The sequence below is a fragment of the Oceanospirillum beijerinckii DSM 7166 genome (assembly GCF_000422425.1).
In the GTDB taxonomy this organism is placed as follows: Bacteria; Pseudomonadota; Gammaproteobacteria; order Pseudomonadales; family Halomonadaceae; genus Oceanospirillum; species Oceanospirillum beijerinckii.
Genome location: NZ_AULT01000007.1, coordinates 169,644 through 191,795, shown reverse-complemented (window position 1 = coordinate 191,795; position 22,152 = coordinate 169,644). Strand labels below are relative to the sequence as shown.

18 protein-coding genes and 1 riboswitch are annotated in these 22,152 nt (G+C 48.3%); of the genes, 12 read left to right on the top strand and 6 right to left on the bottom strand.

The window, feature by feature from the left end:
* The 9 genes from H579_RS0102480 to H579_RS0102435 form a co-directional block, all read left to right on the top strand.
* The coding region (locus H579_RS0102480) for a DNA translocase FtsK (protein ID WP_028299354.1) at positions 1-1,734 on the top strand (1,734 nt) is incomplete at its 5' end.
* A gap of 240 nt (positions 1,735-1,974) precedes the next feature.
* On the top strand, positions 1,975-2,568 hold the full coding sequence (gene lolA, locus H579_RS0102475; protein ID WP_211224649.1) for an outer membrane lipoprotein periplasmic chaperone LolA: 594 nt from the start codon (positions 1,975-1,977) through the stop codon (positions 2,566-2,568).
* A gap of 48 nt (positions 2,569-2,616) precedes the next feature.
* Complete coding sequence (locus tag H579_RS0102470; RefSeq protein WP_028299352.1) at positions 2,617-3,969, top strand: replication-associated recombination protein A; 1,353 nt, start codon at positions 2,617-2,619, stop codon at positions 3,967-3,969.
* A gap of 117 nt (positions 3,970-4,086) precedes the next feature.
* Positions 4,087-4,641: a hemerythrin domain-containing protein gene (locus H579_RS0102465; protein ID WP_051227239.1), complete on the top strand. Its 555-nt coding sequence runs from the start codon at positions 4,087-4,089 to the stop codon at positions 4,639-4,641.
* Positions 4,642-5,007: 366 nt separating this feature from the next.
* Positions 5,008-5,385: a fluoride efflux transporter CrcB gene (crcB, locus tag H579_RS0102460; protein ID WP_028299350.1), complete on the top strand. Its 378-nt coding sequence runs from the start codon at positions 5,008-5,010 to the stop codon at positions 5,383-5,385.
* Positions 5,386-5,421: 36 nt separating this feature from the next.
* Positions 5,422-6,696, top strand: coding sequence for a serine--tRNA ligase (serS, locus tag H579_RS0102455; RefSeq protein WP_028299349.1), 1,275 nt, complete (start codon positions 5,422-5,424; stop codon positions 6,694-6,696).
* A 395-nt stretch (positions 6,697-7,091) separates the two neighbouring features.
* Positions 7,092-8,531, top strand: a complete 1,440-nt coding sequence (gene cysG, locus H579_RS23955) for a siroheme synthase CysG (RefSeq protein WP_051227238.1) — start codon at positions 7,092-7,094, stop codon at positions 8,529-8,531.
* A gap of 489 nt (positions 8,532-9,020) precedes the next feature.
* Positions 9,021-9,500: a peptide-methionine (R)-S-oxide reductase MsrB gene (gene msrB, locus H579_RS0102440; protein ID WP_028299347.1), complete on the top strand. Its 480-nt coding sequence runs from the start codon at positions 9,021-9,023 to the stop codon at positions 9,498-9,500.
* A 246-nt stretch (positions 9,501-9,746) separates the two neighbouring features.
* The gene (locus tag H579_RS0102435) at positions 9,747-11,411 is read left to right on the top strand and encodes a methyl-accepting chemotaxis protein (RefSeq protein WP_028299346.1); all 1,665 of its coding nucleotides are present in this window, start codon (positions 9,747-9,749) and stop codon (positions 11,409-11,411) included.
* 281 nt (positions 11,412-11,692) lie between these two features.
* Here H579_RS0102435 and H579_RS0102425 read toward each other — a convergent pair whose 3' ends face one another.
* The 5 genes from H579_RS0102425 to H579_RS0102405 all read right to left on the bottom strand — a co-directional run bounded on the left by H579_RS0102425 (position 11,693) and on the right by H579_RS0102405 (position 16,893).
* On the bottom strand, positions 11,693-12,382 hold the full coding sequence (locus H579_RS0102425; protein WP_028299344.1) for a response regulator: 690 nt from the start codon (positions 12,380-12,382) through the stop codon (positions 11,693-11,695).
* A 406-nt stretch (positions 12,383-12,788) separates the two neighbouring features.
* Positions 12,789-13,661, bottom strand: coding sequence for an ABC transporter permease (locus tag H579_RS0102420; RefSeq protein ID WP_084623848.1), 873 nt, complete (start codon positions 13,659-13,661; stop codon positions 12,789-12,791).
* A gap of 3 nt (positions 13,662-13,664) precedes the next feature.
* The gene (locus H579_RS0102415; protein WP_084623836.1) at positions 13,665-14,438 is read right to left on the bottom strand and encodes an ATP-binding cassette domain-containing protein; all 774 of its coding nucleotides are present in this window, start codon (positions 14,436-14,438) and stop codon (positions 13,665-13,667) included.
* Positions 14,439-14,557: 119 nt separating this feature from the next.
* Positions 14,558-15,601: a YVTN family beta-propeller repeat protein gene (locus tag H579_RS23950; protein WP_084623834.1), complete on the bottom strand. Its 1,044-nt coding sequence runs from the start codon at positions 15,599-15,601 to the stop codon at positions 14,558-14,560.
* Positions 15,602-15,660: 59 nt separating this feature from the next.
* The gene (locus H579_RS0102405) at positions 15,661-16,893 is read right to left on the bottom strand and encodes an ABC transporter substrate-binding protein (protein WP_084623832.1); all 1,233 of its coding nucleotides are present in this window, start codon (positions 16,891-16,893) and stop codon (positions 15,661-15,663) included.
* A 193-nt stretch (positions 16,894-17,086) separates the two neighbouring features.
* On the opposite strand from H579_RS0102405, the gene H579_RS0102400 reads away from it, so the two are divergent.
* Complete coding sequence (locus tag H579_RS0102400) at positions 17,087-17,515, top strand: cupredoxin domain-containing protein (protein WP_028299340.1); 429 nt, start codon at positions 17,087-17,089, stop codon at positions 17,513-17,515.
* Positions 17,516-17,710: 195 nt separating this feature from the next.
* Positions 17,711-18,634, top strand: a complete 924-nt coding sequence (locus tag H579_RS0102395) for a substrate-binding periplasmic protein (protein WP_051227237.1) — start codon at positions 17,711-17,713, stop codon at positions 18,632-18,634.
* 372 nt (positions 18,635-19,006) lie between these two features.
* On the opposite strand, the gene H579_RS0102390 is transcribed toward H579_RS0102395, so the two are convergent.
* Complete coding sequence (locus tag H579_RS0102390; protein ID WP_028299338.1) at positions 19,007-19,840, bottom strand: 23S rRNA (adenine(2030)-N(6))-methyltransferase RlmJ; 834 nt, start codon at positions 19,838-19,840, stop codon at positions 19,007-19,009.
* A gap of 183 nt (positions 19,841-20,023) precedes the next feature.
* Positions 20,024-20,145: riboswitch (cobalamin riboswitch) on the top strand.
* A 111-nt stretch (positions 20,146-20,256) separates the two neighbouring features.
* Between H579_RS0102390 and H579_RS0102385 the strand changes: the two genes are divergently transcribed.
* Complete coding sequence (locus tag H579_RS0102385) at positions 20,257-22,110, top strand: TonB-dependent receptor domain-containing protein (RefSeq protein WP_028299337.1); 1,854 nt, start codon at positions 20,257-20,259, stop codon at positions 22,108-22,110.
* Positions 22,111-22,152: the final 42 nt, after the last annotated feature.

Genomic DNA, 22,152 nt, shown 5'->3' with positions numbered 1-22,152 from the left:
CCAGCTCCAGCTCCAGCTCCAGCTCCAGCTCCAGCTCCAGCTCCAGCTCCAGCTCCAGCTCCAGCTCCAGCTCCAGCTCCAGCTCCAGCTCCAGCCGAGTCGGAGCCTCAGGTCAATGATTATGAAGAACGCCTGCAAGCGGTCACTATGCAGACTGAGGAAGGTGAGATCTGGAGTGTTGCTCGTTTCCAGAAACCTCAGGATAGCGATATAGGAGAGGTCGTTGGTGATCTCCCCGGTCTTGAGTTGTTAACTCAAGGCGATGCCGACGCCAAACCAAGCTATACACATGAGCAGCTTGAGGTAATGTCTGAGCTGTTGGAGACCAGGCTGAAAGAATTCAATGTTAAGGCACAAGTGGTAGAGGTTCATCCAGGACCTGTGATTACACGCTTTGAGATTAAACCTGCGGCAGGCGTTAAAGCCAGTAAAATTACCAATCTGGCGACTGATCTGGCCCGAGCATTAGCAGTCAGCAGTGTACGTGTTGTCGAAGTGATCGCTGGTAAGTCTTCTGTTGGGATTGAAATACCGAATGAAAACCGAGCGATGATTCGTTTGCATAAAGTATTGAACCACGACAGTTACCAGCAAGCCAAATCACCACTGACGTTAGCATTAGGGGATGATATTGCCGGGCAGCCGGTTGTGGCGAATCTGGCTAAAATGCCTCACTTGCTCGTAGCCGGTACCACAGGCTCTGGTAAGTCAGTAGGGGTCAATGCGATGTTGATCAGTATGCTGCTTAAGGCTACGCCGGAGCAGCTGCGCCTGATTATGGTCGATCCAAAAATGCTGGAGTTGTCCATCTATGACGGTATTCCTCATCTGTTAACTCCTGTTGTGACGGATATGAAGGATGCCGCCAACGCGCTGAACTGGTGTGTAGCCGAGATGGAGCGTCGTTATAAGCTGATGGCTGCAATGGGGGTGCGTAATATCGCAGGTTTTAATAGCAAGCTGGATGAAGCTGCCGCGCAAGGGGCGCGTGTTGCTGATCCAACCTGGGAGCCTAAACAGGGAGAGATTCCACCCACGCTCGATAAACTGCCGTTTATTGTCGTTGTTATCGATGAGTTTGCCGACATGATGATGATTGTCGGTAAGAAAGTGGAAGAACTGATTGCTCGATTGGCCCAAAAAGCTCGTGCAGCGGGTATTCATCTGATTCTGGCAACTCAGCGCCCTTCTGTGGATGTGATCACGGGATTGATTAAAGCCAATGTGCCAACACGCATCGCTTTCCAGGTCTCATCTAAGATCGATTCCCGCACCATTCTGGATCAAGGGGGGGCAGAGCAACTGCTTGGTCACGGTGATATGCTTTATATGCCGCCAGGGTCTGCGTTGCCAATCCGTGTACACGGTGCTTTTGTCGATGATGATGAAGTGCATCGGGTGGTGGAAAACTGGAAGCGTCGGGGCACGCCTGATTTTGTGGATAGTATTTTGAACAGTTGGGAAGAAAACGGTGTCTCAGCTGAAGGTGCTTATGCTTCCGGTGATGAGGAGAAGGATGTTTTATACGATCAGGTTGTGGAGTTTATTACTGAAACCCAACGAGTCTCCGCATCCGGTATTCAGCGTCGCTTTAAAATCGGCTATAACCGGGCAGCACGGTTAGTGGAATCTCTGGAAGCTGCTGGCGTTGTATCAGGGATGGGCAATAACGGTCAGCGGGAAGTATTGGCACCGCCACCTGCGGGTGAGCAGTCATACTCACTGCGTAAATAGTTAGTGAAGCCCGCTTGTGAACCGAAAGGAAAACACTCTTATGAAACAGCGTAAAAGCATGGAATTTTAGGGGTGATATGTTTTAAAGACCGGAGGTTTTTAAGGTTGTGGTTTTAAGATGATGGCTTTTAAGGTCTGCGGTTTTAGAGGCCGACTTTTTATGGGTCGAGAGATTTAAGGTTGAATCGTATGTTATTAAGATTAAGCAAGCCGCTCATCGGGCTGATAATGATGTCATGTGTGTTTCTAGTTACGTTAAGTTCGGCTCAGGCGGATCAGGCTGCGGTACAGCGTTTAACGCAACTGTTGAATCAAATGTCTTCACTGGACGCGGACTTTCAACAACGCATTCTGGATGCCAGAGGCAGTCGTCTGCAGGAGGTAAGTGGTCATCTGAGTCTGCAGCGTCCTGGTCAGTTCTATTGGCAAACTGAAAACCCTTTCCCTCAAACTGTAGTGTCTGATGGCAAAACTTTGTGGCTGTATGATCCCGATCTTGAGCAGGTTACTATTCAACAGATGGATGCATCTGCATCTAAAACTCCAGCCATGTTGTTAAGTGGTGATGTGGATTCCATCGGTCAGCGTTTTAATGTGAATAGTATTCGCTCCGGTGAACTGGAAGAGTTTGTACTGAAACCAAAGGAAGAAGAGTCCCTATTTGAAGAACTGCGCCTGAACTTTGCTGATCAGGAACTCCGAAGTCTGTTGCTGGTAGATAGCCTGGGACAAAGAACGGCCATTGAGTTGATTGATCGTAAGCTGAATACCCTCCTGGATGCCGATCTGTTTACCTTTCAGGTGCCAGACGACGTCGATGTGATTCAACAATAGATAGCAGCAACAGATAGCCATCCATATATAGCAGCAGTAGAGGCATCGATGGATCTTTTCTCCGATCAGCCAGTGTGGCAGCCACTGGCTGCCCGTATGCGACCCAAAAGTCTAACGGAATATTGCGGTCAGCAACATCTGCTGGCAGAAGGTAAACCCCTGCGTCAGGCTATTGAACGTGATCAGTTGCACTCCATGATTTTCTGGGGGCCACCCGGTGTGGGTAAGACGACTCTGGCTCGTCTGATTGCAGAACTGACCCAGGCTCGTTTTGATAGTATCTCTGCGGTATTGTCTGGCGTGAAAGAGATCCGGGCTGCAGTAGAGCGAGCGCAACAAGCCCGTGCCCATGGTCAGAAAACCCTGCTGTTTGTGGACGAGGTGCACCGCTTTAATAAATCCCAGCAGGATGCATTTCTGCCCTATGTGGAAGATGGCACCTTTATCTTTGTCGGTGCGACCACTGAAAACCCTTCCTTTGAGTTAAATAATGCGCTGTTATCCCGTGCTCGGGTTTATATTCTGCGTGGTTTGGAAAGTGAAGACTTACAGCAAGTGCTCAGGTCTGCGTTGGATGATAAAGAGCGCGGCCTGGGTGAACAGGGTTTAGTGGTCGCAGATGAATCACTGCAACTATTGGCCAGGGCCGCCGACGGAGATGCCCGTCGGGCTCTCAACCTACTGGAAGTGGCTGCAGATCTGGCGGTTGATAGTGAACAGGGGCTGACCATTAACCCTCAGATCTTGTCTGAAGTATTGGCCGAAAGCACTCGCAGAATGGATAAAGGCGGCGATCTGTTTTATGAGCAGATCTCAGCGCTGCATAAATCCGTGCGTGGCTCCTCACCAGACGGTGCCTTGTATTGGTTCTGCCGTATGCTCGATGGTGGCTGTGATCCTCTCTATATCGCCCGTCGTGTGGTGCGTATGGCCAGTGAGGATATCGGTAATGCTGACCCCAGAGCGCTACAACTGTGTCTGAACGCCTGGGATGTGCAGGAACGTCTGGGTAGTCCGGAAGGTGAATTAGCTATCGCCCAGGCTATTGTTTATTTGGCTAGTGCCCCGAAAAGCAATGCGGTCTATATGGCTTACAAACAAGCCCGAGCCCATGTGCGGGAAACCGGCGGTTTTGATGTGCCCGAGCATCTACGCAATGCGCCGACCCAGCTGATGAAAGAGATCGGCTATGGTCAGGAATACCGTTATGCCCATGATGAACCGGATGCTTACGCTGCGGGAGAAAGTTATTTTCCCGAAGAGTTAGCCGGTACTCGCTACTATCAGCCTGTACCGCGGGGGCTGGAAAGCAAGATTCAACAGAAGCTGGACTGGCTAATGGAGAAAGATAGAGTCAGTCTTCTACAAAGGTACGACTCAGATCAAGGTACTGAATCTTAAACTATGATGTATGTGACAGAATGAGTGACAATTGATTTAGGTCATGCTGAAACCGCTGAGCACTGGCTATATTCGATAACAGGTCTCCTTTTTTAATCGAATATTCAGGAGGTGCTCATGGCTAAAATCATGACACAACTGCATCAGGATCATATCAACCTGAGTCGTTTACTGGCGGTACTGAAGAGCCGTCTGGCTGAGTTGAAAGCGGGCGAAAGACCTGATTATCATTTGATGCAGGATGTGGTTCGCTATGTCGTTGACTACGCTGATACTCATCACCATCCCCTCGAAGATGTTCTTTACCAATACACTATCGAACACTACCCGCAACACAAAGATATCCTAAACGAAGTCGAGCATGAGCATGCTGTAATTAAGGCGGCTTCCAGCGGTTTCCATGAAGTGGTGGAACAGATCCTTCTTGATGCCATTGTACCTATGGATCAATTCACTCAACAGCTGGAGAGTTTTATCAATCAGCAGTTGGCGCACTTAAACCGCGAAGAGGGCCGGGTCTTCCCTCTGCTGGAAGAGTGTCTAACTGATGATGATTGGAGTAAGGTCGAAGAGAGCCTGTTTCAGCGTGATGACCCGTTATTTGGTGATGAAGTTGCCGAAGAATACAAACGTTTATATAAAGAGCTGATCTCAGAAAGCGCTGTGGCTTGATCTAAAAAGAGTCAACGCTAATAAATTGATCGAAAAGAGCTTATCGATGAAACAAATTTTACCCGAAATGGATTTCAGGTAGCCTCCCTCATTAGTCCGCCCTCAGTGCGGTTTTTTCTTTGCTTAGTGCACAAGCGTGATTGATCTTATGGCTAGGAAACCCTTTTTCCTCTATTTACTTAAGTTTTTAGCAAGTAAATGGCCTTTTGGGCTTTGGTTAAGGTTCAGTTTTCTCTACAATTATGGCCTTGAATTTCAGTACGTTATTGGAAAGTTCTTGCTGCCAAACTAGAACCGGCAAACAGCGCTGAAAAGCAAACGATGGAATACAAGAGTGGTAAAGTAAGACCGAAACAGGAGTACAAGATGAACCAGATGCTGGCCGTTGCCATTGGTGGTGCCATAGGGGCTATGGGCCGTTATTGGATTGTCGGTTTAGTCTCGCAATGGTTTGGCCGTGGGTTTCCCTACGGTACGCTGGCGGTTAATATTGCTGGTTCCATTCTGATCGGTTTGCTTTATACGGTGGTTGTGCAGCAGTTAAAGCTGGAGCCTCACTGGCAGGCGATCCTGATGGCCGGTTTTACCGGTGCTTTTACCACTTTTTCCACCTTTGCACTGGAATCACTGAATTTATTTCAAAGCGGGCGAGTCACTGCAGCACTGCTCTATATCATGTTAAGCGTTATGTGTTGTTTGGCTGCCGTGGCCGCTGGCATGTGGTTGGGTAAACAATTTACCTGATCGAAGGATAGACTAAAACTTAATGGGTAATGATCGATGCTTGATCCTAAGCTGATTCGTGCTGAACTGGAAACAGTCGCAGAAAAACTGAAAATTCGTGGCTATGAGCTAGATACTGCGCGCTTGCAAGAGCTGGAAGCGCGTCGTAAAGAGCTGCAAACTGCAACTGAACAACTGCAGAGTGAGCGTAATACCCGTTCCAAGTCCATCGGTAAAGCTAAAGCTGCGGGTGAAGATATTCAACCTCTGCTGGCGGAAGTGAGTGATCTGGGTGATCGTCTGGATGCTGCTAAACAGCAGCTGAGCGAGCTGCAGGAAGAACTGAACGGCCTACTGCTGACCATCCCTAACCTGCCACATGAGTCTGTACCTGCGGGTAACAGCGAAGATGATAACGTTGAGATTCGTCGCTGGGGTGAGCCAAAAGCATTCGATTTTGAGCCAAAAGATCATGTTGATCTCGGAGCGACAGATGGCCTGCTGGACTTTGAAACTGCAGTTAAAATTACCGGCTCCCGCTTTGCGACCATCAAAGGCCCTCTGGCCCGTATGCACCGCGCTCTGACCCAGTTTATGCTGAATACTCATACCGGTGAAAACGGCTATGACGAAGTATACGTGCCTTATATGGTAAATAAGGATTCATTGCGTGGTACGGGCCAGTTGCCGAAGTTTGAAGAAGATCTGTTCAAGCTGCAGGGTGAGAGTGAGTACTATCTGATTCCTACCGCAGAGGTGCCGGTAACCAATATCCTGCGTGATGAGATTGTTGCGGCTAAAGATCTGCCAGTAAAAATGACTGCTCACACCCCGTGTTTCCGCAGTGAAGCGGGTTCTTATGGTCGTGATACCCGTGGCATGATCCGTCAGCACCAGTTTGAAAAAGTTGAGATGGTACAGCTGGTTGAGCCAGACAAATCTTTCGATGCCCTGGAAGAGCTGACCGGCCACGCTGAGATGATCCTGCAGCGTCTGGGTCTGCCTTATCGTGTTGTTACCCTGTGTGGTGGTGATCTGGGCTTCTCCGCAACCAAGACTTACGACATTGAAGTTTGGCTGCCGGGTCAGCAGAAGTACCGTGAGATCTCTTCTTGTTCCAACTTTGGTGATTTCCAGGCACGTCGCTTGCAGGCTCGTTACCGTAATCCAGAGACCAACAAACCTGAACTGCTGCATACACTGAACGGTTCCGGTCTTGCGGTAGGTCGTACTCTGGTAGCTGTAATGGAAAACTACCAGGATGCAGAAGGTCGCATTCACGTGCCGGAAGCACTGCAGCCGTACATGGGTGGCATTACCGTGATCGGTTAATGCCTCAAAAAGAGTGCATATAACACCGAAATAAAAGAAGTTTGAGCGGTAAAACTCTGTTTTAAACCCCTGTCTTCTGAAAGCTATACATTGTTTCGGTTGAAAAAGCGGCCATAGGGCCGCTTTTTTGTTGGTCGCCTAAACAAAAGCATCGCTGTAAAACGAAGTGCCATACCAAACAAGATAAGTTGTTGTAGGTCGGAAAAGCCGCAGGGCGCCTTCCGATAAGAATTAGATTCCAGAGCAAATGTCGGATGGCGCTTCGCTTATCCAACCTACTCTGATATCAAGAAACTTATCGGGAATAGTGTTACTTCATCGACTGCAGCTGGTGAAGATTGAAATATTTTTGTTTGGCTATCTATGCTTAGAAAAATGCTTGGTGAGAATAAATTATGAAAATGCTGCCCTTGATGGTGAATACCCAAGAGTTTGGCGCTGTAGTAATCGGTCATGATGATTCTGCCCGCCGCAAGTTACAGGCTCTGCTACGTGTTAATGCTCAGGTGGCAGTGGCATCTGAGCAGCCGTTTTGTCATAAGCTGCGAGAGCTGGTACATCAACATCAACTGTCTGAAGTCAGTGTGCAGGAAGCTTTGCAGCATAAGGACCGCTTCCCTCTGGTAGTGATTGCAGAGGGGGACCTGGAGTGGCAGCGTGAGCAGGCAATTAAGCTAAAAGCTGAGGGACGCCTGGTCAATGTGGCAGAACACGCTGAGCTGTCCAATGCTACTCTGGCTTATCTGATCGACCGCCATCCGGTAATGATCTCTGTTGCTTCTACCGGTGAAGCACCGGTTTTGACACGTATTCTTAAAGCCAGACTGGAAGCTTGGATTCCGCAATCCTATGGCCGCCTGAGTCATCTGGTGGCGGGTTGGGGAGATCGGGTTAAAACACTATTCCCCAATAAAAAGCACCGTGAGCGTTTCTGGTCTCAGCAATTGCAGGGTGCTGCTGGTGAATTGATGATTGCGGGCCGTGAGCAGCAGGCTGAACAGTTATTAGAAAATAATCTGGAAGTGATTGAAGCGGATCAGTTGCAGGGGGAAGTCTATCTGGTGGGTGCCGGTCCTGGTGATCCTGAGCTATTGACCCTAAGAGCGGTACGTCTGATCCAGCAAGCCGATGTAGTACTGTATGATCGTTTGGTTGCACCTGAGATTGTTGACCTGTGCCGCTCTGATGCCGAGCGTATCTACGTCGGTAAAGCCCGCTCTGATCATGCGGTTCCTCAAGGTGAGATCAACCAGTTATTGGTCGATCTGGCACTGCAAGGTAAGCGAGTGCTGCGCTTGAAGGGTGGGGATCCCTTTATCTTTGGTCGTGGCGGTGAAGAGATCGATAAGCTCAGTCAGAACAAGATCCCCTTTCAGGTGGTGCCGGGCATTACAGCGGCAGCAGGATGTGCCGCCTACGCAGGTATACCTTTGACCCATAGAGACTACGCTCAATCCGTGCGTTTTGTCACTGGGCACCTGAAAGATGGTACGACAAATCTGCCGTGGGCTGAGCTGGCGAGTAGTGCGCAGACCGTCGTCTTTTATATGGGGCTGGTAGGGTTGCCAGAAATTGCCCGTCAATTGGTGGCTCATGGCCGTGCGGGGGATACACCGGTTGCTCTGATTCAGCAGGGTACGACCCGTAATCAGCGCAATATCGTAGCGACACTGGATACCATTGTTGAACATATTGCAGATAAGAAGCTGGAGCCACCTACACTGATCATTGTGGGTGAAGTGGTCTCCTTGCATGAGAAACTGAACTGGTTTGACCCTGAGCAAGCCGGTGGCAGTCATGGTTTCTGGGCGCGTCAGGGTGAAGAAAGTGAATAATTAATCTCCAGCCCAGAATCTTTTCGATATTCATCCCCTTATCCTCTCCGGCTACTGGTCGGAGAGGATAGAATAGAAAGATTTATGTTGGCGTGCTGAAGGCAAATACAATCGTGATACGAAAGCTCTATTCAGAGTGAAATTACGCTTAAGTATCCGAGCATAAATATTCCCATATTTTCCGGTCGAAGCGGCCGGAAAATATGGGTTTTATATGGGGGAAAGTACTGTATGTTTGCTTCGTCGTTATTAATGACGATGGGCTGGATGTTAAAAGCTCGTGTATTTAAAAAGTATACACGCCGCGCTTGCCAGGTTTTGAAATCCATCATTTTTTTGCGCTTATCTGTTTTTTCATTTCGTTTATCTCTATTCTTATAAAGTAATTAATCAAAAACTTAGTTTTGCCATCCCTAAAATGAAATTTTCTGCATCTATTACAAGCTGTTGTGCGTATTTATCAAAGCATAATGACTTAAGGAGTAGAACATGAAACGACGTACCTTTCTTCAGGCATTAGCCAGCTTGCCATTTGCTTACAGCACTGTCAGTCAGGCACACCACACTGAGGGGAATAAGGTTGAAGAGTTAAAGCTATCTGAATTGGAGTGGCGTAAGCGTTTGACCCCAGAGCAATTCTATATTCTGCGTGAAGAGGGCACGGAACGTTCTTTTACCAGCCCACTTAATGATGAGAAACGCAAAGGCGAGTACCGCTGTGCGGGCTGTGACTATCTGCTATTTACATCTGACATGAAGTACGACAGTGGTACGGGTTGGCCCAGTTTCTTCACTGTAGTAGAGGGGCATATTGGTACTTCTACTGACTTTAAGCTGATCTATCCCAGAACTGAATATCACTGTGCCCGTTGCGGTGGTCACCAGGGACATGTGTTTAACGATGGGCCTAAGCCTACAGGTGAGCGCTGGTGTAACAATGGGTTAGCACTAAACTTTGTACCTACCTAGAGCATGTAGTGTTTAGAATAAATTAATCATGAGTTATTAATGTTTTATTTGTGCGGTTGCGAATAAAGCTCTCTGTTAATTAGAGTAAAGATATGTATTGGAACTGTTTATATGCTAAAAAACAGCCTTTATTAGGACTAAAGTAGAGGATAAGCGCTTAGGGACAAAACGTATGATGGAGGATTGAGCACAATCTATAAATAACAATAAATTGTCCCTGTGTGTGCAGGTGGGAGCAGGAAGATAATGAGCCAAGCTAATACTAATAAATTGGCCTATGTCGCTGGTGTCCCTTTATTGGCAGCTATTATTTACGGAATCACAACCGGCGAGCTGTCTATGGGGTTAGGCGTGGTATTGATCGTAACGGCTTTAATGGCCGTTATAGTACCTTCTTTGGTCAAATCTGGCGGTGGGGTGCCTCCCCTTTTACAGCAACTGGTTAATAAAGAAGAGCTGAGTTCTCAGGATCTTGAGCAGGTCAGAAATAGCCTGCAATCTCAGGGCTTGTCAGCCACCCCATTAGGTCGCTTTATCGGTGGTTTTGCCAAACTACGCCAGATGGCGGTCTCTTTAGGTGGGACTGCCAGCCAAACAGCAATTTCTACTGCAGAAGTATCCCATTTAGCGGATAAAATGGATAAACGTCTGGATGTCCAGCAGGAAGAGGTGGAGAAAGTGGCTACCCGGGTAGAGTCCATTACGGTAACTATGCATCAGGTATCCGTAAATGCCGGTAGCGTAACTGAGCTGGCTACTCAGGCAAAAGAGTATAGCTTTACCGGGCGTGATGAGTTGCAGGAAGCGATTATCCAGATGCGGGATATCAGTTCACGTACCGATCATACCCTCTCGTTAATCAATGAGTTAAACGATAAGTCCTCCCGTATTCAGGATGTGACTAAGGTTATTGAGGGCATCGCTGAGCAAACAAACCTATTGGCTCTGAATGCTGCGATTGAGGCGGCTCGTGCGGGTGAGCATGGTCGTGGTTTTGCGGTTGTAGCTGATGAAGTGCGTAGTCTGGCCAGTCGCACATCGGATTCCACCCAGCAGGTGGGCGATATTGTTCAGGAGATTCAAACCAGTACCCACGAAGTGGTGACTACAATTGAAGATCTGGTATCCCGAATTACGTTTGGTTCCGAAAAGGTAGAAACAGTAGGTAATCGTTTGGGCGATATGGCCAATCAGTTCGATGAAGTGGAAAACCAGATTAGTGGTATTGCTGAGGCTGTAGGTACCAGTCACGAGCATATTGAGGATATATCCCGTTCCATCAGTTCACTCAAAGAAGAGATTACCTCGGGTAATGAACAGATGCATACTTTGTCCAAACAGGCGGAACAACTGATGCACGGGGCTGAGAAAATTACAGCTGAGTTGGCGCGTCAGGCGGTGGATGGCCAGCACCGGGAGGCTTATATGGCATGCCGCGATGGCGCACAACGGGTTCAGCAAGCCTTTGAGCAGGCAGTACAGCGCGGTACTCTGAGTATGGAGGATCTGTTTGATCGTAATTATCGACCGGTTGAAGGCACTAATCCTCAGAAGTTCTCCACTCGTTTTGATCAATTTACCGATAAGGTACTACCGGCTATTCAGGAAGATCTGTTAAAGACCCATGGCTTTGCTTACGCCATTATGATAGATGATCATGGTTATGTGCCAACCCATAATAATCAGTACAGCAACCCCCCGACGGGTAATCCTGAAGTTGATCTGGTTAAAAGTCGAAGTAAGCGTATCTTCAATGATCCCACTGGTATTCGTTGCGGTCAGCATAAAGAGAAGCTTTTGTTGCAGACCTACAAGCGAGATACCGGTGAAGTGATGCATGACCTATCTGTTCCTGTCATGGTCAATGGGCGTCACTGGGGGGGATTCAGGGTTGGCTATACGCCTAAGTGATTACTGACCTAAGCATCCGAGCAAAAGTTTTTCGACATCGCTGCCCTTGCCCTCTCCGACCGCCGGTCGGAGAGGATAAATATATATGAATATTATTGAGTGCTTGTTTAAGGAGCCTTACGGCTCTTTTGTTTTTTGTGCAGGCAGTGTTGAAAATAAGGGTTACCAGAAGGGGCTATTAATTCTGAATAAAAAGCGGATAGATGTTAGGAGATCAGAAAGCAGCAAAGACGGGCTTTGTCTTTGCTGCAGGCTTTGTAAAGAGCAAACGCTGATAAATATTAAGCTCGTAGGTAATCAGCAAAGTTAATATCGCGGGCTGCAATCACCGCTTGAATACGGTTAGATACCTTCAGTTTACGCAGAATTGCCGACACATGGGCTTTAACTGTGGTTTCGGCAATCGACAGGTGATAAGCGATCTGCTTATTGGACTCACCCTGGGCCATACGTTGTAACACGATGATCTGGCGACGGGTTAAAGAGGATAGAAGTTCAGGGTCAATTGTTTCAGCCTGTTTTTGCTGACGCAATGCCTGGGCTCCTGACAGCGGTGCATTTTGTGGTGCATCGCCCCGGATAATATCTGACGGCAGATACACACTCCCTGCCAGAATCTGTTCCAGCGCTTTGTGCATTTGATCCCTGGGCGTAGACTTGGTAATAAAACCAACGGCACCAAAGGTAATGGCCTGTAAGACGACCTTTTTATCTTCCTCAGCAGAGACGATAACGACAGGAATTGTTGGCGCAATTTCCCTTAGTTGCATCAGTCCCTGAAAGCCATCCATGCCATCCATATTCAGATCCAGCAGCACCAAGTCGACTTCATTATCGTCGTTAACCAAATCAAGGGTTTCAGTGAGGTTGCATGTTTCCATAATCTCACTGTCTGGATAGCGGCTGCGGACCACATTTGAGATCGCTTCCCGAAAAATCGGGTGATCATCTGCGGTGATAATCTTATACACGAAGCACCCCTCATTATTGTCGTAGTAGTGGGCTATAGTTGTTAGCTGAGCCGTTAAAGCACTAGGGTAGTATGATGCGCTGTAACGGGAGAAATATCTAGCCGACGTTAGTCAACTTATTGTTTTAATAGATCTTTTTATTCTTTATAAGCATCTTGTGGTAGGTAGGCTTTTTGGTGCTCTAATGGAGTATTTTAGATTTTTTTCCTCTGCTTGAGACTCTTCCGGTGTTTTGATCAGAGAATCCACTGGTTTTGCCGAACCACTCAATGACTTTTTATCTATCTTTACCTTAGCTTAACAGTGAGTAAATAAACTGCTGCTTTGGTTGTTTTGTGATCAGCCTGAAGTAGTAGTGGTTTCTACTACTTCAGTACTGTTTCTGGGTGGATTAACATGCTTTGGGCTAAGATTTTTTACCTTTTGATAAACCTTTTTGTGGATCGAAACTAATAATAGCCAGAAACAAGAAGCCAATAGTTATCGAGCAGACCAGTAGCAGCGATTGTAAATCCAGCTCGCCGTATAGGCTAAAGCGAATCAACTCTACTGCATGGGTAAAAGGATTAGCATTGCAAATAGCGTATAGAATTGGACCGGCTTCCTGCATTTTCCATAGTGGATAGAGTGCAGAAGAGAGGAAAAACATCGGGAAGATAACAAAGTTCATCACCCCGGCAAAGTTCTCCAGCTGGCGAATAAAGCTGGAGATAAACAACCCTATAGCCCCTAGCATAATGGCTACCAGTAAACAGGCAGGTAGCACCGCCAGATAACCGATAAAAGGTGGATCTACATCAACAAAATAGGCAATCAACAGAAACGCATAGATCTGGGGTAAGGCTACCAGAGCATTGGCCAATAGTTTGCTGAATAATAGAAAGCCTCTGGGTTGCGGGCAGGTAAGTAACACTTTCATGCTACCCATCTCTCTGTCATACACCATAGAGAGTGCACTCTGCATGGCGTTAAACAGAATGATCATGGCGACCAAACCAGGGGCGATATACACCTGATAGGTTATATAGGTGCCGTACGGTGGCATAATCGATACCCCAAGAACCGCACGAAAACCTGCAGCAAACACGATCAACCAGAGCAAAGGGCGAATCAGTGCGCTCAGAAAGCGGCTGCGTTGCTGTACGAAACGTAAAAACTCCCGCTGAGTAATACCTGCAAAGGTGCGCCAATAACCTGCAATTCCTGGGTTGTATGGGCGAAAAAGAGGGCTTGTTTTGTGCTCAGAAGCGGCGGGGTTAAGGATTGTTGAGTCTGGCATCATTTATTCCGCTCGGGTCAGTTGCTGAATCAGTTGTTTGAGCTCGGTTACACCCTGTTGCTGGATCAGTTCTGCGCTTAAGCCGGAATATTTGGCTTCGCCTTTGTATAGGATCAGAACCGGGTCTTGAGGCTGGATCTCTTCAATCAGGTGAGTGGTCCAGAGCACTGTCAGTCCATCATCCTGGCAACGTTGATGCAGATAGTCTGTAAGTTGCTGCCGGGTTGACAGATCCAGGCCAACAGTGGCTTCATCCAGCATCAAAAAAGCAGGTTGATGCAGTAGGGCGCGTGCAATTTCTACTCGGCGCTTATGGCCGCCATTCAGAGTGCGTACAGGGTCTTTAATGCGGTCAAGCAGATTTAACCGGGTCAGCTCTTCCTCTATACGCTGTTTGGCCTGTTTACGGCTTAATCCATGTAGTGAGGCGTGGTAGTGAAGGTTTTGTCCGACACTGAGATCCATGTCCAGAGTGCTTTGCTGAAATACAATACCGAGATTGGCCAGATAATCGGCATTAAGGTGCCTTATTGGTTGACCTTGAAAATGCAGCTCTCCTTGTTGAGGTTTTAGTAAGCCCGCCAACAGGTTAAACAGAGTGGATTTTCCTGCGCCATTAGCCCCCAGCAAAGCATTGAAGGCACCGGAGTAGATCTGGTAGTTGAGGCCTGTCAGCGCATTGAGTGCGCCATACTGAAAATTTAAGCCCTGAATATTCAGAAGGACCTGGTGGGTGTTTTGGCACTCTGATGTCAGAGTATCAGCTCTGCTATTCATCATGTGACTCCATCATGGGAAGTAAAACAGGCGACTACCCGAAGATAGTCGCACTATGGAGTGTTTCTTATCGTTATCTTATTTGTGTCTTTTTCGGTTTGAGTGCTTTATGCGAGTGATCAGCGCTCAGCCTGCGCAGATGAGATTTTATCCGCTGGCAGTACCGCTACGCCCCATGGGTAACGACCTACTTTGATACTCTTGATCACTTTCATCTTATTAATATCAATAACAGAAACATCGCCACTGATGCCATTGGTGGTGAGCAGTTTGCTTTGATCAGCGCTGAAATCCATATGCCAGACGCGACGTCCCACCAGCAGATAATCGACCACTTCATAGTTCTTTGCATCGACTACCGCGACATGGTTTGCCGGGCCTAAAGCCACAAAAGCGTATTGGCCATCATCGGTCAGCTTTACACCTACGGGCTGGATACGATCCGGGTGAATGCCTTTAATCTCAAAATTCAGTTTCTTGAGAATCTCACGGTTGCTGGTATCAATAACAACAACGGTGCCACCAATCTCAGAGGAGGCCCACAACAGAGAACCGTCTTTGTTAAACTCTACATGGCGTGGGCGCTGATCCACCTGAGTATTGTCATACAACTCGTAGGTTTCGGTGTCGATCCAGTGCAGCATACTGGTGGTTTCAGAGGTATTAACGGCGATCTTGCCATTAGGACTGACTGCCATGCCTTCCGGTTCTACACCCACATCAATCTGTGCCAGTACGGTGCTGTCTTTGGTATCGACAATGGTCACCAGAGCGTCATCTTCATTGGCGATATACAGGTGGCGGTCGTTAGGTGCCAGAGAGAACTGCTCCGGGTCTTCACCGGATGGCAGGGTATCAATAATCTCACCCGTCGCAACATCCATAATCTGAACCGTGTCATCGTCGCTGGCGCAGATATATAACTTGCTGTAATCCTTGCTGAAAATAATACCCCGTGGACGCTGGCCCACTTCAATGGTTTCTTTTACTTCCAGAGTGTTCAGGTCGATTACGGACAGGGTGTTGTCCTTTTCATTACTGACATAAGCCAGATCGGCGAAAGCTGGGGCGGTTAACAGTGCTGAGCCGAGAAGAGAGCCCATCAGTAGGGATTTGATACGACGGGTATTCAGTGCAGTATGAAGTAAGCTCTTTTTAAACATGATGATGCCTATTGGTTATCCAGATACTGTTATTGTTGTGTGATTGCGAAGCCATGGGGTCAGGACTTATGCAGCTGACACTGACTTTCCTGCTGATCAAAACCCAATGTGTCCAACTCGGTCACCGGATGCAGATAACCCGCCTGAGGTGACTGGGAGACCAGAGAGGTGGGTTGCACCAGAGGAATAGGCTGGCGCAGCTGGCCATTCCAGTTGCGATAAGTCAACTTGTGGCCCTTGAAGGCTGCCAGATGAAATTTGTCACCGATCAGAAACTGCTTCATAGGCAGCGCTTTATGCTGTTCGCCAGCCTGCTGCTTGTTTTGCAGGATCGCTTCTGAAATTGAACGAATTGCAGCCCATGCGGCGTAATCCCGGTCATTCATATGACGCTGATGCTGCTTCTCAAAACGGCTTTGCAGCTGAGCTGCGCCCCACTGTTCCACCACTTTATTCCAGGCCGTTGGAGTCAGCCCCTGAGTTCCGGCAACTGGCCGTGGCAGCCAGGTGTTATAGGGCACGTAATGACCAAAATCACCGGCTTCGTCGGCGACCAGCACGACGTCGTAATCCGGACCCTGGGTAAACAGGGGTAGCTCTTTCTGAGCGGTGCGACGCAGATCGGTATCAAAGCTCCATTGCTTCTCCAGTACAATTTTGCTGCCAAAGCGCTTGGCAGAGCGCTTCAGGGCATCAGCATAGGCTTTATCTTCAGCCTCCGGTCCCTGGATCAGCAACCAGTCACTGAAGCGACGGGTGGCTAACCACTGTGCCAAAGCGTCAGTTTTCATCGCACGACTGGGATAGGTGTGCAGTGTATTGTTCAGGCATTGGCTGGTGCGCAGGCTATCGTCGCTATTACCGACATTAAACAGCAGGGCTCCCTGATCTTTAGCCCGACTATCTGCTTTAGCCAATAGATGGCTGGGAGCGTCAACCAGAATCAGGGCATCCGGGTTAATCACTTGATCAACGGCGGCCAGAAATGCCTCTTCCGAGGTAAAGTGCTGGCTGTTGAGTTGATAGTGCTGACCGGTGAAGCGTCCCGTAGTGTTGTTATCCTTGATGCCTAATTCAGCACCGGCCTGACCGCTGTTTTTAGGATCGGGCATCAGATTAGACAGCACAGGCCGTACTTTCGGCATCATGCGCAGATAGTGGATCTGTACTTCCAGCTTTGGTTTTTTAAGCGCGGCTTCTGCGGTCGTGCTGTAACTTGTGATGCCCCCCACCAGGCAGGTCACTGTTGCAGCAAGGAATACCGGTTTCGCCTTTTCCATGAGTAATGGCATACCCGTACCTATCGGTTTGTATTTGATTATTTTTCTGTTGGGTCTAAGCATTTTTATAGTTATGCCAGTGAGATTAGGCGGGATAGCTCGATAGGTGAATGGGAACAAAGAAGGAAGAAACTAGTTCTCAAGTAGCATATTGAGAGTGCTTCTCACTTTCTAACATGGATGACATATTCTGGAGGGAATAGAAATGAAATTAATGAAAACAACAATAATGGCATTAACGCTGGCAGTGCTGCCTGGTCTGGCATCAGCCGCAGGCGATCTGACTCGCAAGGCCACAGCCCTGCCCGAGCTGGTATTGGGTACAGAAGAAAGTGGCTATGGTATGTCACAAACCGAATATCAGCTGGAAACAGGTAAGGCGTACAGCCTGGAAATTCAGGCCAGTGGTCTGAAAGAGTATGCACTGAAAGCCCCGGATTTTTTTGCCTCTATCTACCTGCGCAAAGTAGAGGTGGGAGCCGCAGAAATTAAAGCGGTGTCTTTGACCGAGCTGGAGTTTGAAGATGCCGGTGAAGTAGAGATCTACTTTGTACCGATCAAACCGGGTCGTTTTGAATTTTATGCCGAAGGCCTGGAGCATAAGGGTATGAAGGGTGAATTTGTAGTGCGCTAACCCTAAGGATTCAGCTGAAGATACCAAGGCTTGGTTGTCCCCTGTATGCACTGCCCTGCGTATGGGGGATGGCTGTTTCTGGGGGCGATAAAATCCTCAATCGGCAGGTGGCGTTAAAAGTGACCCAGCCGAGCATCAGGCCGATTGTCCCTGAAAATATATAGAATCCCAAAACTGACCTTTTGGAGAATAATAATGACCGCTTATAACCGTGTAAGCCAAGCTTTCCTGATTTTTCTGTTACTGACCGCTGTTGTGTTCAGCAACCTGCTTTACTCTCCTGCTGCTCAGGCCCGTAGCTATGATGACGTTATGGCATCAGGTTTTATCGAGATTGCTGTTTATAAAGAGTTCCCCCCCTACTCCTATAAAGATGAGGACGGTAAAGCCAAAGGCATCGATGTTGAACTAGCCCAACATATCGCTCAGCAGCTGAAGCTGGAGTTGAAACTGCGCTGGATGACTCCGGATGAAACCCTGGATGATGATCTGCGTAACCACGTCTGGAAGGGACACTACCTTGGCAGAAGCATTGCCGATGTGATGATGCGTGTACCTTACGACAAAGAGTTTTCTTATCAGACCAATGAGTTTGGTGAGGTGAAAAATGATCTGGTGCATATGTTCGGCCCTTACCAGAAAGAGCGCTGGCGAGTAGGCTTTGATGCCGATCAGTTGGACTCACTGGGGACTTTAGCCGTGCTCCGTTATCATCCGGTTGCAGTGGAAACGGATAGCCTGCCCGATGTCTATCTGATGTCAGTGTTTAATGGCCAGATTCGTGACAAAGTGCGCCATTTTATCGATCTGAGAGACGCCTATAGTGCATTACAAGAGAAAGAGGTCGCAGCTATTATGGGCATGCAAAGCCAACTGCAGTGGCTATCTAAACATCATCCAACGCAGAAGCAAGACTTCCAACTATCAACGGTAGCCCTGCCTCGACTGCATCAGCTTGATTGGGATATTGGTATGGCCGTTCATAGTAACTACCGTCAACTGGCTTATAAGCTGGGGGATATTGTTGAGCGGGCATCCACCGAAGGGCTGGTACAACAGATTACTGCACGATATGGAGTCGATTATCTGCTGCCAGAGCTCTACAAGGTAAGCCAGTAGTCGTGCCGATTTAGCGAGCTGTTAAATATTTTGTTGTATCCAGGCATCCAGGCATCCAGGCTTAGTGGGTATTTTGATCCGGTGCAGATTTACTTGTGCAGCCCAGCAAATATTGAACTATTGTTAAAGGCATACATTAATCTTGCTGTTTTATGTAGTGCTTTGGTATTGACTCCTGTTTGTTCTCCTAACAAGCGTTCGGGCTTGTTGTTCTTGGGTTTTCACCCTCTTCGTAGCCGGTCAAATGACCGGCTTTTTTTGTTTGCTCGGCGAAGCCAGCAAACCCGTCTGCTTGGAAGAAAGCCGTATCACCCCGACTGGCGATAACGCTGCACTCTGCTCAGTGTTCGTGTGCTTTATTTCTGCAAGAGGTTACTCGCCTACCAGCCAACGTACGCTAGCTTTTGCATCCGGCCCCAGCATAGCCTGGGCAAGCTCTGGCAGAATCTCTTGCAGTTGCTCGTCCAGCTGATAGGGTGGATTCACCAGCAGCATGCCGCTGCCAATCATGCCGAAGGTTTCATCTGTGCCTGCTTCACGGGAGATCTCAGCGATGAGGATACGGCGGATTCCGCTCTGTTCCAGTTCATCCAGCAGGATACGGCTTTTATCATCAACCAGTATCGGGTACCACACAGCGTAGATGCCGGTTGCCCAGCGCTTGTAGGCGTTTTTCACTGCTTTGGCGGTCTTGGTGTAATCGGTTTTGATCTCGTAAGAAGGATCGATCAGTACCAAACCCCTGCGTGGTGTTGGCGGCAAGATCGCAGGCAGGCCTTCAAAGCTATCTCTATGATGAACTGAGGTATTATTCCAGTAGCGGGTTTCACGCTTCACGTTAGCCACTTCGTTATTATGCAGTTCCATCAGGATAAGATGATCCTGCTCACGCTGAAACGCTTGTGCAACCGCTGGAGAGCCGGGATAAACTTGCAGTACACCGTCTGAGTTATAGTCGATAATCACCTGACGATAGCTCTGTGGCAGCAGTGGGTGATCAATCACCTGGCAGATACCCTGTTCGGCTTCACCGGTTTTCTGTGCCTCTTCACTGTCCAGGTCATACAGCACACCACCGGCATGGGTATCGATATAGCAGTAAGGTTTTGCTTTTTTGCTCAACGCTTCCAAGATCAGTGCCTGAGTCAGGTGTTTAATCACATCGGCGTGATTACCGGCATGAAACGCGTGTCGATAGCTGAGCATATATCATCCCAAGATGGTGCGATCCTGCTAAAGGTCGCCAGTTGAAAAAGAGTTGGTCTAAGTTGAAGGCGGGGATTGTACCACTGCCCTCTCCTTCTATGAATCCTATTCCTCAAGTGCCATGAATTGAATTCACTCATACTTGAATGCCCATCCCTTGACTGACTGGGATTTCACTATATGATGCCCGCTAAACTTCCCGGTTGGGGAAACAGGTGCAATCCCTGTGCTGCCCCCGCAACGGTAATGGTCATAAAACCTGTATGACGCTGAGCCCGATTACCAACCGGAAGACTTTGATTATTTTCGGTGTTGCGGAGGGCGACACCGGTGTAAATGCGTTGGATTGAACCAATCCTGCCTATTGCGCCTGCCCTCCCTCAACGCTTGTGATTTGCGCTGAGGAAATTATCCCCATGAAAAAAGCCATTCTAGCTACCGCCATTACTGCGGCCGCTGCCTCTTCTGTTGTTCAGGCTAATGCCGACCCTATGACGATTGTCATTACTGCCAGCCGTTTTGAGCAGAATGTGGCTCAATCCCTGACGCCGGTAACAGTGATTACCCAGCAGGAGCTAAAACAGAGCCAACCTAAGAGTGTCGCTCAGGCTTTGCAGCAAGTTACAGGTATTCAGGTTGTAAACAGTGGTGGTTATGGTCAGACCTCTAGCCTGTATATGCGTGGTCTGGATCAGAAACGTATGCTGGTATTGGTAGATGGTGTGCAAGTGGGGAGCGCGACGCTGGGGACTGCCAGCCTGGAGCATTTCCCGCTGGATCAGATTGAGCGTATTGAAGTCGTCCGTGGTGCCCGTTCCAGCCTATACGGTTCTAATGCGATCGCAGGTGTCGTGCAAATTTTCACCAAAAAAGCCAAGAACAATCAAAACCACGCAGAAGTTGAAGCCGGTGTCGGTAGCGATAACGCCCGTCAACTGGGTGTAAACGGTGGCTGGGCTAACGAAGATACTCGTATCAGTGCTTCTGTCAGTCATTTTAAAACCGATGGTTTTGATGTTTGGGATAAAGAAGGTGAAGACGGCGAAGATGACGATGGTTACACCAACAACGCCTTAAAACTGAGTGCAGAGCACCAACTGGATCAGGTGAAACTGTTTGCCGGTGTACAGCACAATGAAGGTGAAAATGACTACGATCAGTGCTCTAAGCCAGACTGGTCAAAAACCAATGACTGTATCTCCCTGTTTGAGAATACCACCACTCATGTGGGCGCACAGGCCGAACTGGGTGATGATCTGAATCTGCGTACTCAGTTGAGCCATCATAAAGACAGCAGCCAGCAGGAAGTGGAAGGCGTTAAAGCCGATAAGTTTGTCACTAAAAACTATCACTTCAGTCTGCAAAGCGACTATAGCGTTAACGACAGCCACACCCTGGTTGCCGGTATCGACTACAAACAAGACAAGATTTCCGGTAGTGGCGTAAGTGCCTATCAGGAAGATCAGCGTGATAACAAGGCGCTGTTTGGTCTTTGGCAGTGGCAACAATCCCGTTTCACCTCTTCTGTTTCAGGCCGTATCGACGATAATGAAGCCTTTGGTAGCTTTGATACCTTTGGTGTGGAAGTCGGTGTAGAGCTGATTGAGGGTCTGCAACTGACAGCTGGTCGCGCCAGTGCCTTTACCGCACCAACGTTTAATGATCTGTACGCCCCGGATACCGGCTGGACTGCTGGTAACCCCGGTGTTGCCCCTGAGACCTCAGACACCAATAGCCTGGGTCTGAGCTATCAGGTCACACCAGCGCTCTATACCGCTCTGAATGTTTATCAAACTGATGTGGATGATATGATCATCTGGGCACCGGATGACAACGGTAAGTGGATGCCTAGCAACGTAGAAAGCGTTGAAATTAAAGGCGCAGAGCTATCCGCTCAATTCCAGCATGAAAACACTCTGGTTCAAGCCAATATCGAGTGGCTGGATGCTGAAAATGCTCAGGGTGAAAATAAAGGCAAGCAGCTGATCTACCGCGCGAAAAACAAAGCGACACTGCGTATAGCGCAGCAGATTGAGCAGTTTACTTTGGGTGCCAGTGCGACCTATATTGGTGAGCGCTACGCCGACAGCGCCAATACCGATAAGCTAAACGGCTATACGTTGCTTGATCTGGATGGTCAATATCAGATCAATCGTGATCTAAGCTTAAAGATGACCGTAAAAAACCTGACCGACAAAGATTATGTCAGTAAGCGTAACTACGCGACCGAAGGCCGTAGTGTCTTTGGCTCCGTTAGCTATCGTTTCTAATATTTTTACTACTATCTAAAGCACCTGGTTAGCCACACTACA

Coding starts and splice junctions, on each gene's coding strand:
- H579_RS0102470 (WP_028299352.1), top strand. CDS start 2,617: ATGGATCTTTTCTCCGATCAGCCAGTGTGGCAGCCACTGGCTGCCCGT.
- H579_RS0102465 (WP_051227239.1), top strand. CDS start 4,087: ATGGCTAAAATCATGACACAACTGCATCAGGATCATATCAACCTGAGT.
- crcB (WP_028299350.1), top strand. CDS start 5,008: ATGAACCAGATGCTGGCCGTTGCCATTGGTGGTGCCATAGGGGCTATG.
- serS (WP_028299349.1), top strand. CDS start 5,422: ATGCTTGATCCTAAGCTGATTCGTGCTGAACTGGAAACAGTCGCAGAA.
- cysG (WP_051227238.1), top strand. CDS start 7,092: ATGAAAATGCTGCCCTTGATGGTGAATACCCAAGAGTTTGGCGCTGTA.
- msrB (WP_028299347.1), top strand. CDS start 9,021: ATGAAACGACGTACCTTTCTTCAGGCATTAGCCAGCTTGCCATTTGCT.
- H579_RS0102435 (WP_028299346.1), top strand. CDS start 9,747: ATGAGCCAAGCTAATACTAATAAATTGGCCTATGTCGCTGGTGTCCCT.
- H579_RS0102420 (WP_084623848.1), bottom strand. CDS start 13,661: ATGCCAGACTCAACAATCCTTAACCCCGCCGCTTCTGAGCACAAAACA.
- H579_RS0102415 (WP_084623836.1), bottom strand. CDS start 14,438: ATGAATAGCAGAGCTGATACTCTGACATCAGAGTGCCAAAACACCCAC.
- H579_RS23950 (WP_084623834.1), bottom strand. CDS start 15,601: ATGTTTAAAAAGAGCTTACTTCATACTGCACTGAATACCCGTCGTATC.
- H579_RS0102405 (WP_084623832.1), bottom strand. CDS start 16,893: ATGCCATTACTCATGGAAAAGGCGAAACCGGTATTCCTTGCTGCAACA.
- H579_RS0102400 (WP_028299340.1), top strand. CDS start 17,087: ATGAAATTAATGAAAACAACAATAATGGCATTAACGCTGGCAGTGCTG.
- H579_RS0102395 (WP_051227237.1), top strand. CDS start 17,711: ATGACCGCTTATAACCGTGTAAGCCAAGCTTTCCTGATTTTTCTGTTA.
- H579_RS0102390 (WP_028299338.1), bottom strand. CDS start 19,840: ATGCTCAGCTATCGACACGCGTTTCATGCCGGTAATCACGCCGATGTG.
- H579_RS0102385 (WP_028299337.1), top strand. CDS start 20,257: ATGAAAAAAGCCATTCTAGCTACCGCCATTACTGCGGCCGCTGCCTCT.